This is a genomic window from Pseudoalteromonas sp. T1lg23B, from assembly GCF_002964665.1.
GTDB lineage: Bacteria > Pseudomonadota > Gammaproteobacteria > Enterobacterales > Alteromonadaceae > Pseudoalteromonas.
Genome location: NZ_PQBZ01000034.1, coordinates 1,101,532 through 1,114,791 on the forward strand (window position 1 = coordinate 1,101,532; position 13,260 = coordinate 1,114,791).

Annotated in this window: 10 protein-coding genes and 1 other RNA gene; 3 read left to right on the top strand and 8 right to left on the bottom strand. The window is 43.4% G+C overall.

Going from position 1 to position 13,260, the window contains the following annotated elements; genetic code table 11:
* Positions 1 to 48: 48 nt before the first annotated feature.
* Complete coding sequence (locus C2M32_RS13490) at positions 49 to 2,121, bottom strand: leucine-rich repeat domain-containing protein (protein WP_105168872.1); 2,073 nt, start codon at positions 2,119 to 2,121, stop codon at positions 49 to 51.
* A 413-nt stretch (positions 2,122 to 2,534) separates the two neighbouring features.
* Between C2M32_RS13490 and C2M32_RS13495 the strand changes: the two genes are divergently transcribed.
* Positions 2,535 to 3,440 (top strand): PD40 domain-containing protein, encoded by a 906-nt coding sequence (locus tag C2M32_RS13495; RefSeq protein ID WP_105168873.1) that lies wholly within the window; start codon positions 2,535 to 2,537, stop codon positions 3,438 to 3,440.
* 85 nt (positions 3,441 to 3,525) lie between these two features.
* Here C2M32_RS13495 and C2M32_RS13500 read toward each other — a convergent pair whose 3' ends face one another.
* The 3 genes from C2M32_RS13500 to C2M32_RS13510 all read right to left on the bottom strand — a co-directional run bounded on the left by C2M32_RS13500 (position 3,526) and on the right by C2M32_RS13510 (position 6,181).
* Positions 3,526 to 4,524, bottom strand: coding sequence for a sphingomyelin phosphodiesterase (locus C2M32_RS13500; RefSeq protein ID WP_105168874.1), 999 nt, complete (start codon positions 4,522 to 4,524; stop codon positions 3,526 to 3,528).
* Between the two features lie 535 nt (positions 4,525 to 5,059).
* An RNA gene (gene ffs, locus C2M32_RS13505) (signal recognition particle sRNA small type) lies at positions 5,060 to 5,156 on the bottom strand.
* Positions 5,157 to 5,281: 125 nt separating this feature from the next.
* Positions 5,282 to 6,181 (bottom strand): DUF3014 domain-containing protein, encoded by a 900-nt coding sequence (locus C2M32_RS13510; protein WP_105168875.1) that lies wholly within the window; start codon positions 6,179 to 6,181, stop codon positions 5,282 to 5,284.
* Positions 6,182 to 6,338: 157 nt separating this feature from the next.
* Between C2M32_RS13510 and C2M32_RS13515 the strand changes: the two genes are divergently transcribed.
* Positions 6,339 to 7,487 carry a patatin-like phospholipase family protein gene (locus C2M32_RS13515; protein ID WP_105169306.1) on the top strand — a complete coding sequence of 383 codons (1,149 nt, stop codon included), beginning with the start codon at positions 6,339 to 6,341 and terminating at the stop codon, positions 7,485 to 7,487.
* Positions 7,488 to 7,495: 8 nt separating this feature from the next.
* Here C2M32_RS13515 and C2M32_RS13520 read toward each other — a convergent pair whose 3' ends face one another.
* On the bottom strand, positions 7,496 to 9,463 hold the full coding sequence (locus tag C2M32_RS13520) for a cation:proton antiporter domain-containing protein (RefSeq protein ID WP_105168876.1): 1,968 nt from the start codon (positions 9,461 to 9,463) through the stop codon (positions 7,496 to 7,498).
* A 144-nt stretch (positions 9,464 to 9,607) separates the two neighbouring features.
* Here C2M32_RS13520 and C2M32_RS13525 point away from each other — a divergent pair, with 144 nt between their 5' ends.
* Positions 9,608 to 10,504, top strand: coding sequence for a GGDEF domain-containing protein (locus C2M32_RS13525; protein ID WP_105168877.1), 897 nt, complete (start codon positions 9,608 to 9,610; stop codon positions 10,502 to 10,504).
* Positions 10,505 to 10,563: 59 nt separating this feature from the next.
* Here C2M32_RS13525 and C2M32_RS13530 read toward each other — a convergent pair whose 3' ends face one another.
* The 3 genes from C2M32_RS13530 to accA all read right to left on the bottom strand — a co-directional run bounded on the left by C2M32_RS13530 (position 10,564) and on the right by accA (position 13,259).
* Positions 10,564 to 10,917, bottom strand: coding sequence for a hypothetical protein (locus C2M32_RS13530; protein WP_105168878.1), 354 nt, complete (start codon positions 10,915 to 10,917; stop codon positions 10,564 to 10,566).
* Entirely contained in the window at positions 10,910 to 12,226 is a 1,317-nt protein-coding gene (gene tilS, locus C2M32_RS13535) for a tRNA lysidine(34) synthetase TilS (protein ID WP_105168879.1), read from the bottom strand. Before tilS ends, C2M32_RS13530 begins: the two co-directional genes overlap by 8 nt.
* Positions 12,227 to 12,302: 76 nt before the next feature.
* Positions 12,303 to 13,259: an acetyl-CoA carboxylase carboxyl transferase subunit alpha gene (accA, locus tag C2M32_RS13540; RefSeq protein ID WP_105168880.1), complete on the bottom strand. Its 957-nt coding sequence runs from the start codon at positions 13,257 to 13,259 to the stop codon at positions 12,303 to 12,305.
* Between the last annotated feature and the right edge of the window lies 1 nt (position 13,260).

Genomic DNA, 13,260 nt, shown 5'->3' on the forward strand with positions numbered 1-13,260 from the left:
AGCCTTACCCTTTGTACTTTGGGTAAGGCTCTAGGATAAACAATAAGATTAGAGGTCAGTGCAAGCTTGACCTGAAATACTGAAGTCTATGTCATTTTCTTGAGCAAATTGTTGCAGCTGCTTTGTTGTATCGCAGCTCAGCGCACTGTCATTAATTACTAGCACCCTTAAAAATGGCATTTCCAATATAACTTCTGCGTTAAAATCCGCTTCAATTTGATTTAAATTTAGTGACCTTAGATTACGCAATGATTTAATGGCAGAAATATCAGTCATATTTTTCCCAGTAAAATCCAGCGCCCTAAGTTGGGTTAAACTTTTAGCGAACTCCATATTATCAAGGGCACTACCTGACAAACGCAGTTCTGAAAGCCTGTCATGCTTTCCAAGTGAGTTTAACGATACGTTGCTACTGTCACCCAGCGACAGGTTTAAGCTACGTAAATTAGCAAACATTGATAATTGGGGTAACTCTACCGTGTCTGATAAAAACAGTGAGAGTGATCGCACGCTATCACTACCTTCAAATCCACCGTTTATAAAGGCTTTAGCACTGATAGTTAAGTATGATAACTGGCTGCTTTCTCTCAGTGATACTAAATCACCATTAAAAGACGACTCTGCGCTAAACTTTAAGTCTAGAGATTCCAACAATTTAAATTGTGTGTAGTCTGGTTGAGTATTTTCAGAGATGTCACTGAGCTCTAACGTTTTGAGTTTACTATGGGCAGATAAAGCATCTAACTCAGAAAGGTTATTCGCATAAAGTGATACGCTCTCTAAGTCATTTAAGCCATTTAGATGACTTGTACTGAATGCCTCTTGAGCATGGTCATTATTGTGAAGTCTCAGGTTTTTAAGCTTTGAAAACTGACTTAGCTTATCTTTGTTAATTACATCTAGATTTGATAAGGATAGCGTATGTAAATTAGTAAACTGTGTCATACGCGCGAGATCAAACACCTTAAAGTCATCTGACGAAAGGTTATATTGCAAACTCTCTAAGTTATTTAATTCATACAATATATCTGTATCTTTTAGCTCTGAACTTATAAGTTCCAAAGATTTAAGGTGCTCCAACTGTGTTAATGCTGACGCATCCGTGATCCTTGCACTGTATAAATGTAAACGCTCTAAATTTTCTAACGATGATAAAAAGTTTAGATTTTCAATTTGCCAAATGTTTTCTAATTTCAGTTCTTTCAATGACGCTATCAAACCCAGTTTGTCTAGGTTATAAACGTTCAGCCCGTCTATGGTTATGCTTTGCAACGAGTTTGAGATTAGCTGTGATGCGTCAAAATCAACCATTGTAGAACCAGACAATGTGATTGATTCCAGCTCTTGAAGTTTGTCTATCGACAAACCTTGCAACACTTCGCCATAACGAGAATCAACATAGAGCTCTTTTAAGCTGGCTAGTTGGTTAATATCATTAAGAACATTTTCTGTTGCGCCTGTGTAAGAATTAAACGCGTCTATTAAAAACAAACGTTCTAAATTTGGCAAAGCACTAAGAGGCGCAAGGCTTTGGATTTCTGCATTTCGAATCGCCAATTCTTGCAGTTGTGAAAATTGAGATAGACCACTTAAGTCTTTAATAGCAGGTGAAGAACAAAGAATTCTATATGTGCCTGTATCTGCTGCATTATCGTTTAAACAATCTAGCAGCCGTGAATCCTTTATTTGTTCAGCATCAAACTCTGGATAGGCTTCAACCAAAACGGTACCTGACATTTCAGCTTGAGCCCCTTGCTCATCAGTCACGGTCAATGTGTAGTTAATCGGTGTGGCTGTGTCTACCGCTGGGGCCATCATATGAAGCTCATTTGAGCCCGAATAAAAGTAGTTAGTGCCCTGTTCAGTCCATTTCCACTGGTAAGAAACAATTTGGCCATCTGGGTCATATGCGGTTGCATCAATTACGTAACGATCACGCTCTTTTACAACTAAATGCGCAACTTGTTCAATAACAGGTAATGAGTTTGGTGCTGGTGAGGGGGTGCTAACGATTTCGTCAACGTTATTATCATTCGGTGTGGGTGTGTCACTTGACCCACCACATCCTAGCAATGTTGAGCAAAGTGTAAAGAGAGTGAGTTTTTTAAATATCAAATCCATTATATTCCACTAAAATTTGTTCATAAATCAAAGTATTGCCATCTTTAATGGCAATAAAGGCGCGGTATCGTACCATATAGAGAAACGAATTCAATGATGTTTGTAGTGGCGATGCTCACCACTTTGATAATTTCCTGCACGAAAACTTTAACTAGTAAAAACAAATGATTAAAAATTTAAAAGAACATAATAAAGTGTATGACTCCTAACCTAAGCTAACTTACACAACGCCTCCATTGCTGTTCACCTCATCACAAGCAAGCCCAGCCGATGGCTGCTATCCAATCTTCAACTTCACCTCAAGCAAAAATCATCAAGAAATCATGACAACATCAGGTATCTAGATAACAACTTACATAAGGTAGAACTGTACAAGCTCATTTTGGGTAGACTAAATAAAACGAGGATAAATCATGACACAATATCGCTATTTTTTAATGCTATTCATCTCTTTACTAATGGTAAATAGCGAAGCTTTGACAGCGAGTGAGCGCCCGTTACTCACAGGCCCCTATCTTGGCCAAACACCACCAGGTATGACACCAAAAGTATTTGCCCCCGGTTATGTCAGTACCAGACACCGAGATCACAGTGGCTCGTTTACCCCAGACATGCAGGAGTTTTACTTTTCTAGAAAGGATGTCGACACACAAAACTGGTGGCTGGTTCAATTTAAACAAATAAACAACGTATGGCATGAATCTGTTGTGGGCCCAAGGATTGGCAGACCTATCCTATCACCTGATGGCAATACCATGTATTTAGGTAGTAAATATATGCAACGTACCAGCAGTGGCTGGTCAGAAGTCAAAAGCCTTGGGCCTATGATTGATAGGCAAGATTGGGGCATTATGCGCCTGTCAGCATCGGCTAATGGCACGTATATATTTGATGATTATAAAAATAATGATGTGCTGCGTATCTCTGAGGTAAAAAATGGCAAACGCCAAGCGCCTGTATTGCTTGGCCCTCACATCAACGCGGGTAAATGGACTGCCCATCCGTTTATTGCCCAAGATGGCTCATACATTATCTGGGACAGTGAAAAAGACGACGGCTTTGGCGACAAAGATTTATATATCAGTTTTCGCCTACCCACTGGTGAATGGGGCGATGCGATAAACCTAGGTGACGCTATCAACACTTCGGGAATTGAAGCTGGGGCTTATGTTTCTCCTGATGGTAACTATCTATTTTTTAATAGAAACCTCCTAAAAGAAGGGGTAACGCAATCTTCTTCAGATGGTGATATTTATTGGGTCGATGCCGCAGTGATTGAACAGCTCAGGCCGAAACTATCAATGACGGGATACAAATAATATCTAACTAGTCAGTACCCTCAAAACCTCAACTGCCGATATAAAACTAAAGAGCGATGTAGCGTACATCGCTCTCATATACCCATTAAAACTCTAAGTTAACTTGTACTGGGTAGTGATCAGATAACTCGTTGTAATAGCCATCATGATAGTAGCGGCCATCACTTAAGTTCCAGTTTCCGCGCAGGTAGCTCCAATACCAGTTTTTATTTGCTTTGGGATAGCGCACCTTCATGCTCGGTGTGTTTGTAGGCTGTTTATGATCGCGATGCCAAAACACGTAATCTAGGGTGTCATTATAATCTAGGCTGTAATCAAAATAGTAAGCATTGGCTTTGGTAAACCAATTATGCTTTGCAGAATATGAACCAACCAATGGCGTTTGAAAGTGTAACTCTGCGCGAGCGGTTTCCAGCATATCAGCTACTTCTTGCTGTTTGCTCCACTCCACATTCATATCGCCGCCAATGATAACCGCTTCATCCGCAGGAATATTTTCAGCCTTAATAAAGGTTTGAATTTCATCAAGCTGCGCCATACGAACGCGGTGCTCTTGCTCTGTATCACCATCGTGCGTGGCTTGTAAGTGAGTACCAACTAGATGATAGCGTTGACCGTCTTTTGCTATCGCCACATAGGCAAAGCCTTTATTTGCCAAGTAATCCCAACTGCCGCTCAAGCTATGATTAAACACATGCGCCTTTTGCGTGATGATTGGATACTTAGAAAGAATGACCACCCCACCACGAATAACAAACGGGCTATTTGAACAGTTGCCTGTGAGCGAATCCCAACCGCTACCGCTACAATCTTGCCCCACATTCGGGGTTTGATAAGGATACAGATTTGCTAGCCTTGCTAGAGCTTGTTCCGCATCGCTACTAAACACCTCACTGACCAAAATAACATCAGGGCTGTCGCTCATTGCTGTTAATACTGCTGGTAAACGTTCGGCTCGGTTCGCCTGATCCCAATCCTGTACATTTAACTGCATAATATTATAAGCCATGACTTTAAGTGACTCGGCCAAACTTTGTGTACTCAACAGCATCAAGGCACACGTCAAGGCGTACTTTATCTTCATGTATTGCTCCAATCATTCATTATTATTTTCATATTTATGAGACATTCACCCCTGCCATGCTTACTAGACGCAGTAATGAACGAGTGAAAATTGCGCTACGAAAATAACCACAATGAATGTCAGAATGATTACTCTAACCTGTTTGTTTTATGAAGATTTTTTGCAAGAAATAGTGCGTTTAAAAGACACTTTTATGACTATCGTAGTAAGCGTGCCGCCATTGCATACACAAGGTATTTAAAATGAAGATGGTACACATTACGGGGGTTTGTTTAACTAGGACCAAGTCGAATTCTATAAATCAATTAATAATCGAATTTATTTAGTCTAGATGTTAAATGGATAATTGCCACAGGGGTGAATAGTGAAAACTATTGATTTAGAGAGCTAATAATAAGATTTAAGTAAGTTTAATGAGAGAACCGAAGATTAGTAAAGCTTTAGAGGGTATGGATGAAACTAACGCTGGAACAACAAGCTTTGGAGTTAGTAGTGTAAGCACTTCAAACAACAAACATTGGAGTTTGGGTGGTAGTCTTACCAGCCACATCCCGGCACACGAGTCACAAGCTGTGGCTGCTCCCTTCCGGGCCTGACCAGATTCACCTGCTATCGTTGCGAGAGGACCAATAAGACTACCATTGAGGGCCTTGTTTGGCGCGGGAGGGATTATCTCTACTTTCGGGTGTAGTTTCAAGGGAAAACTAGGTTAATTAAGCCAACTGCTTAAACATCCAGCAGTTGGCTGTTGGGATTGTTACTTATTGAGCGATTTTTGCAGGGCTGCTAAGCGCTGTTTTACTTTCTTCATGTTTTCTGGGCCCATGCGCAAAAACTGTTTTTGCGCCTCTGATAGCTGCTCCCACTCTGGATAAGCGTATCGATAGGTCACAGAGTCTTTGATAAGCGGAATATTACTCTCTGGGATCGGTGTGTTTAAAAGCTCGGTGATGGCTTTATCCAAAGTCAGATTAAAGTCTTCGCCATCGTAACCAATTTCTTCATAAGCTTGTGATATGAGAGGCTTAAACTTATCAAATAGGCGTACAAGTTGAGCCGTACTCATACTTGATAGCATATCAACATATGGCGTGTAACGCTCAAAGCTGTTTGGATCAGTCACCACAATGTCGCCTTCAAGGGCCATAAATGGTTCCTGAGGCTTCTTCACTGGCATATGCTTTTGTGCGACTTTACCTTTAGCGAGGTTGTCAACAAACACCACCCCACGACGAACCATGTCGTCACTCACCAGCAATGCCAGAGCTTTTTCACTCATTAGCTGCGCCACACTTTGTTTTACCACTTCATCGCTGTTATCAAGCGCAGGGAGCTCTGGTGCTTCAGGCGTAGCCGTGCTTACTTCTAAAGGTGCTTCGTTACGCTCTGATTGTGGAGGCTGCTCAACAAGTTCAGGGGCACTGTCCTGCTCAGGTTGGTCTTGTTGAGATTGTGCAGTATTAAGCTGTTGCGAGGTTTGCTGCTGTTGCTTCACCACATCCTGCGAGAACTTCGCGTTTTCTTGCTTTTGTTCATTTTGTTTTGATAACACAAAAGTCACCACTATCACCAACGCCACTAGCACGCTGGCCGCCAGCAACAGCTGACTGCGTGACGGGCCCTTCTTGTGAGTATGCTCCGAACTGTGCTCTGACATAACCGCTCCATAAAATTAGCTTGAAAAACAATATTCTTTTGAATATTTAAAAATTAAAACATAAAGTAAAAGTGAAAGCACTTATACTGCGATGATAGCAGGACTATTATCTACTGATGAGCAATATAGTAAAAAGTTCATTATTTTTCGAGGATATATGAATTTAAAACAACGTAAAGCTAATCGGCCAAAGGTTGCCTTGCTGCTAACTGGAGGTGGTGCCCGAGCCGCTTATCAGGTTGGCGTACTTAAGGCTCTGGCTCTTAGTATGCCGCGCACCGCGCCGATCCCGTTTCAAATCATTAATGGCACCTCCGCTGGGGCCATTAATTCAGCGGCGCTGGCCTGTTACGCCTCTTGTATGCACCTTGCTGTACGTAAAATAGAATGGGTATGGAAGAGCTTCCATTCGCATATGGTGTATCGCAGCGACTTTCTTGGGGCGTTTGGCTACCTGATCGCCAATGCCATGCGCAGTTTTCAGTCGAGCCATCTAAATCACCCACCAGCAAGTTTGCTTGATAACTCTCCGCTGCGCAGTTTACTCAGTCAGGTATTAGATTTAAGCCGTATTGAGCGCAACATACATAAGCAGTTTATTGATGCTATCTCGGTCACCGTGTCGAGTTATTCCACCGGACGGTCGGTAGCATATTACCAAGCTAAAGATGCCGAAACATGGCAACGAGCAAAACGTGAGGGCGTGCCCGGTAGAATTTCACTAGATGTGTTGATGGCCTCCAGTGCCATTCCTATGGTTTTTCCAAGTGTCCGAGTTAAACATCATTACTACGGTGATGGCTCTATTCACCAATTGTCACCACTGAGTCCTTCGATTCATTTAGGGGCTGAGAAAATATTTGTAATTGGTGTAGAGCAACCAAAAATACGCGCTCCGCTGGGTTATGAGCCTCATTTTCCGGGCATGTCAGCCATTGCTGGTCACTTACTCGATAGTGTATTTAGCGACACGCTACAGTCTGATCTGGAGCGCTTGCACCGCGTCAATCGCACCATCGGCCAGCTGCCACCCAAGGATCAAAATAGAGAGCTGAAAGCGATTGACACCTTAGTGATCAACCCCACGGTAAATTTCAGAGACATCGCCGAACAATATTATGATGATATGCCGCTGGCAATTAAGTTACTGATGCGTACTTTGGGTGTAAAACGTCACTCTAGCTCAAGTTTGACCAGCTATCTGTTGTTCGAGAAAAGTTACACCCAACATCTAATAGAAATAGGTTATCAGGATGGTTTGGCTAGGCTTGATGAAATGCGGGCATTTTTGGGCCTAGATGACTAGCGATTAGGCTAACCATTTAACAAATACTGTTCGGCTCGCTCTACTCTTCTAGGTTTACCTTTTAGCAGTAAAACGTCATTGGCATGAATTACCATACTTTGTACGGGGGCAGACAATTCTTGCCCCCCTCGGCGCAGCGCGGTGATCACCACTTTTTGTTTGTCTAGGTTGAGCTGTTCAATGGTCTTATCAACCGCATAGGCTGACTCTGGCAATGCTAAAGCATGAAGGTATTCCAGCCTATCAACGTTGGCCTCTAATGGGTCTTGTTCATCTCCTGCAAAAAAGCCATGTAGATATTCGTAGCGATTATGGCGCTCTTTACTCACCCGCTTAAATATACGTCGCATCGGTACGCCTGACATATGCAACACATGCGACACCAGCATCAAGCTGGCTTCCAGCGCTTCTGGTACCACTTCGGTCACACCCAACTCTTTGAGCGCATCAAGGTGACTATCGTCGGTAGAGCGAGCCAATATTTTCACATCGGGGGCAACGCGGCGAATTGCGTCTATCACTTCATGGCTTTGATTAAAATCCGAGCAGGTAATAATAACCAATCGGGCTTTATCCACATTGGCTGATTTCAGCAGTGCTGAAGACCCTGAATAACCAAACATAACAGGCTCACCTGCCGTTTGCGCTTCCTGTACTAGGCTTGGATTACGCTCAATCGCCAAATAAGGAATGGCTTCGGGCTTTAAAAAACGCGCGATGGTTTGACCAACTCTTCCGTATCCTAAAATAACCACATGATCGCTCAACGATTCACTATTAAATCGCTGGCTGTAATCATTTTTATAGTGCCCACCGTTAACATTGAGCTTTTGCAAAATCACGGGGGTTCGGTCGATTAAATACGGAGTGATAGCCATGGATAACACGCCTAGTGCCACCAAAAAGGATGTACTGTTTGCATCTAGCAAATTGTGTTTACTTGCCAATGCCACCAACACAAAACCGAACTCCCCCATCTGCCATAGCAAGATACCCGACGCCAACGCGTCTTTTTTTCGCTCTCCCATGAGCTGAGCAAGCAAGGCGATGATCAAAACTTTAAGAAGCAGCAATATTCCCAAAGCCAAAACGATGTACCCTATTTTGTTAGCAACATAAGGTACATTTAGCTGCATGCCAATTGTGACAAAGAATAGCCCCATTAAAATGTCACGAAATGGCCTGATCTCGGCTTCCAGTTGATGCCGATATTGGCTCTCGCCAAGCATCATACCTGCTAGAAAAGCGCCCAAGGCCATCGATAGTCCGAACAAGTAGGTCAATGCCCCCGCACACAAAGCAACCACAATGGTGGTCAGGACAAATAATTCATCGGTACGCACCGAGGCAACTTCGTTAAATATTTTCGGCAAGCACCACTTACCAATCGCCCAGAGCAGTAAACACACGAACGCCCCTTTTGCCAAAGCAAAGGCCAGAGCACCTACAAGCACTTGATTATCTGACTGAGCGATCAGCGGAAAAGCAATCAATAAGGGCACAACGGCAATATCTTGAAATAGCAACATGCCAATTGCCAGTTGCCCTCTGCGTAAGTTTAGAGTGCCACTTTCTTTGAGTATTTTCACGACCACGGCGGTAGAAGAGAGCGCCATTAAACTTGCAATGACAAATGCGCTTAGCCAATCATAATTAAGCGCTTTGACAACAAACATGCCAACGATGGTGGTTATTAACACCTGTAAGCTGCCAAGCCCAAACACTAGATTGCGCATCGCCATAAGTTTTGGCACGGAAAACTCCAGCCCTAAGCTGAACAATAAAAACACAATGCCCAACTCAGCGATAAAGTGCATCTCATAGCTGATACTCATCCAGCCAATACCATACCCACCGGCAAGTACCCCAGTCACTAAATAGGCCAAAATTGCAGGTAAGCCGACACGCTTAAACAGCCACACTAAAACAGCAGCGGCAAGCAATAGGGCAAAAACCTCGGCAAAAATGTTCTGCAAATGGCCTCCAAAGTGTCAAAAATCAGGGAATCAGCGAAGATGCTTGTCATTAAATATAGCAAGCAATTGTTTTTCAGCCAGTTTAAATTATTGGCACATTTTTCGCTTAGAGTAAGACAATAGTAGTACTTAGGGGAATACTGAATGGAAAATGTCCATATTTTGGCTCAACGCGTGTCAACGCGCGGCGATTATTTGCCGTTCAACACCGAGCAATACATCAACCGTGAGGCGGATCCCATCCACAAGCTTGTGGAACAATTACAAACCACGCTTCATATAGACGAATTGCTAACTGTGTTCGCAGAGCATGCACAGCGCATTATTAAACTATCAGGTTTACAGTTTCACTCATCGTTGGGTGTGGCACAGATGTACAATAGTGACAATCAGCATACACCGTTTAAATTCGATCTTGAGCTCAACGAAGAACATCTGGGGCAACTGGTATATTTTTGTCAGTATCAGATAAACGATGCTATCAAGGCTAAGTTATGTCGATTGCACAGCACATTGTTGTATCCGATGCGCAATGCGTTGACCTATAACCGAGTGTTAAAGCTTGCAACCAAAGATTCTCTAACGGGTCTTTATAATCGCAGCCAATTCAGTGATAGTTTGGCGCAGCGTATTGAGCGTGGACGTCGTCTACAAAGCAACTTCAGTTTGATGTTGCTGGATTTGGACAATTTCAAACAAGTCAACGACCGTCACGGCCACAGTGCAGGTGACGAGGTATTGATTAAATTTGCGGATATTTTAAAGCAATCGGTACGCAGCACCGATACCGTGTATCGTTTTGGCGGTGATGAATTTGCCATCATTATTGACGACCCGCAGTTTACCACCAACAAAGTGATTGCCGAGCGAGTAATGAGTGCTGTTCGTAACTGCCATGTGCTGTCTAAATTTGGGGTCACAACCAGTATTGGTTTTACACTGTCGACTATACAAGACTGTGAGGCGAGTATCTTTGCGCGCACCGACAAAGGCTTGTACAAAGCAAAAGCGGATGGCCGTGACTGCGCAAGAACCAGCTAGTCATTTTTGAGCAGGCTCTGCGCTCCAAGCGGAGTCCCCCTAGCGGAGCCTGCAACTTGTTAGTTCTCTACTGACTCTTTGATATAAACGAGCCGATAGATAATGAGTGCGACGGCAAAACCAAAAAAGAAACCATTTATTACCCAAGCCAAAGCAACAAAATTGCTTAGTTCGCTCAGCATGATAAGCAACAGTGGCATCAGTAGCGCGAAGATAAAAAAACTCCCCCCTTTTTCATGCCAATAAAGCAGCAGAAACACCGTACTTATCGCACCAAACAATAACGCAAATAAAAGGTTTGCCAACAGTGGTGCGCCATCGATCACACCTAACAGTGCAAACACCGCTACATTGAACAATAAACCCCAAGGCGCTTTACCTGCCAAAGATTTTCCGATTTCTTGATTATTCACTTCTCGTTACTTCCCATTGTATACCTTGCTGTTCATCAAACAGCGTATGCTCCAAATAAAATCCTACGACTTGCACCAACTGCTCATTATAAAAAATAAGGGGAACATGAGCACGTTGCCAGCTTGGCACACCCGCTTCTTTAAGCCAGTGTTTTACTGTATTGCGGCCCGGCTTATTCAGCGGTCGTATTTTGTCATTCATACGACCAAACATCACTGAGACTTGCTCATCATCACAAGGTAAGCGCACTCCCCGTCCCAACTTGGGTTTGAGCATTTGCCAATCACTTATTTCTACGCTGTCTAAATCAGTAATGATCTGCGATGCAGGAACTATTTGCGGTATAACTACAAACAAATGCTGCCGGTATCGCTTCACCTCTGCCTGTCCAATAGAGATGCTAAGTTGCGCATCTTGCTTACTATTAAGAGCTTGATATAACAACTGTTCTAACACCACCTTAGAGGGCATTTTCAGGTTGTGGCCTTGTAGCCAAGCGCGCACTGTATTGGCCTGTCGTGCTTGGCTAAGCTGCGACAACGTGACAAGGTTTAGCGTTTGCTCAGCAGTTTGGCATAGCTGTAAATCTTGTTCGGTGATTTCATCAATCAACAACTGTTGTTGCTGTAACAATTCAATGCTGCGCAAAGCACTGCTCAAAAACCCCTTAAAACGCGATTTTAACAGCGGTAATACTTGGTTGCGAAGAAAGTTACGGTCAAAACTATCATCCTGATTAGAATGATCCTCAATGTGGGAAATTGCCAATAGGTTAGCAAACGCTTCAATGTCTTGGCGACTGACGCTGAGCAATGGCCTGATACACTGACGCCCCGATGCCAGCTCGGTGCTTTGCCGCATTGACGCCAAGCCACTGAGCCCTGAGCCACGCTTCAATCTAAGTAAAAATGTTTCAAGTTGATCATCAGCATGCTGCCCTAACACCAACAAACTGTCTTCACGAGCAAGTCTATCCAACGCAGCATAGCGTGCCTCACGAGCTTGTGACTCCAAAGAGTGCCGGGCTTTTTGTTCGATAGTCACAGAGGTAGTTTTGAATTCAATCGCTAAGGACTGACACAGACGCTCACAAAACTGCTGCCAAGCTTTTGAGTCGGCTGATAGACCATGGTCGATATAGATAGCTTCTAGGTGAAGAGGTGCTTGTTCTGCGCGTAACGTATGACACAGATGGAGTAACACCACAGAATCAACGCCCCCCGACAAGGCAACACTCATGGGCCGTCGATGGGGGTTTAGCGTATTAACCGCTGATAAAAACTGTTTATATAGCGTGGTATTTTTCATAATTCACAATGTAAAAAAGCCGCTCATAGCGGCTTTTTCATTTTATCACGAATCAGTGTATAAATACAATAGACTTTTAGCAGTAACCAAAAGACATGAGTCGCTGATAACGCTGTTCCAGCATCTTATCAGTACCCAACTCTTCTAGTTCAGCCAAATCGCGCTTTAATTGTACTTTTAGATTCTTAGCCATAGCATCGTAGTCACGATGTGCACCACCTAACGGCTCTTCAATGATGTTGTTGATTAGATCCAACTCTTTTACGCGTTGCGCAGAAACACCCATAGCTTCAGCAGCCAATGGCGCTTTTTCTGCACTTTTCCAAAGAATTGAAGCACACCCTTCAGGCGAGATAACCGAATAGGTACTGTATTGCAGCATGTTCACGCGATCGCCCACACCAATTGCCAGTGCACCACCAGAACCACCTTCACCGATAACAGTACAGATAGTTGGCACTTTCAATGCGGCCATAACTTTTAGGTTACGTGCGATAGCTTCACTTTGACCACGCTCTTCAGCACCAACACCAGGATAAGCCCCCGGAGTGTCGATAAAGGTGACAATCGGCATTTTAAACCGCTCAGCCATTTCCATCAGGCGCAACGCTTTGCGATAACCTTCCGGCTTTGGCATACCGAAGTTGCGTTTGATTTTCTCAGCCGTGTCACGCCCTTTTTGCTGACCAATCACCATAACAGGTTTGCCGTCAAGACGCGCAACGCCACCTAAAATAGCCGGATCATTAGCGAAAGTACGATCACCTGCAAACTCATCAAACTCAGTAAAAATACGGTTGATATAATCGCGAGTATACGGACGAAGAGGATGACGAGCCAATTGAGAAACCTGCCAAGCACCTAAGCCTGAAAAGACCTTTTTGGTTAACTCAACGTTTTTCTCTTTTAAACGCGTAATCTCTTCTTCAAGGCTCAGATCTAAACTGCCTGAACGGCTAACATTTTGTAACTCTTTTATTTTTACTTCCAATTCTGCAATTGGAAGTTCAAAATCAAGATAATTGAGGCTCATG

Bases quoted from the DNA above. Each gene is read 5' to 3' on its own strand.
- accA (WP_105168880.1), bottom strand. From the start codon at position 13,259: ATGAGCCTCAATTATCTTGATTTTGAACTTCCAATTGCAGAATTGGAA.
- tilS (WP_105168879.1), bottom strand. From the start codon at position 12,226: ATGAAAAATACCACGCTATATAAACAGTTTTTATCAGCGGTTAATACG.
- C2M32_RS13515 (WP_105169306.1), top strand. From the start codon at position 6,339: ATGAATTTAAAACAACGTAAAGCTAATCGGCCAAAGGTTGCCTTGCTG.
- C2M32_RS13495 (WP_105168873.1), top strand. From the start codon at position 2,535: ATGACACAATATCGCTATTTTTTAATGCTATTCATCTCTTTACTAATG.
- C2M32_RS13500 (WP_105168874.1), bottom strand. From the start codon at position 4,524: ATGAAGATAAAGTACGCCTTGACGTGTGCCTTGATGCTGTTGAGTACA.
- C2M32_RS13490 (WP_105168872.1), bottom strand. From the start codon at position 2,121: ATGGATTTGATATTTAAAAAACTCACTCTCTTTACACTTTGCTCAACA.
- C2M32_RS13525 (WP_105168877.1), top strand. From the start codon at position 9,608: ATGGAAAATGTCCATATTTTGGCTCAACGCGTGTCAACGCGCGGCGAT.
- C2M32_RS13510 (WP_105168875.1), bottom strand. From the start codon at position 6,181: ATGTCAGAGCACAGTTCGGAGCATACTCACAAGAAGGGCCCGTCACGC.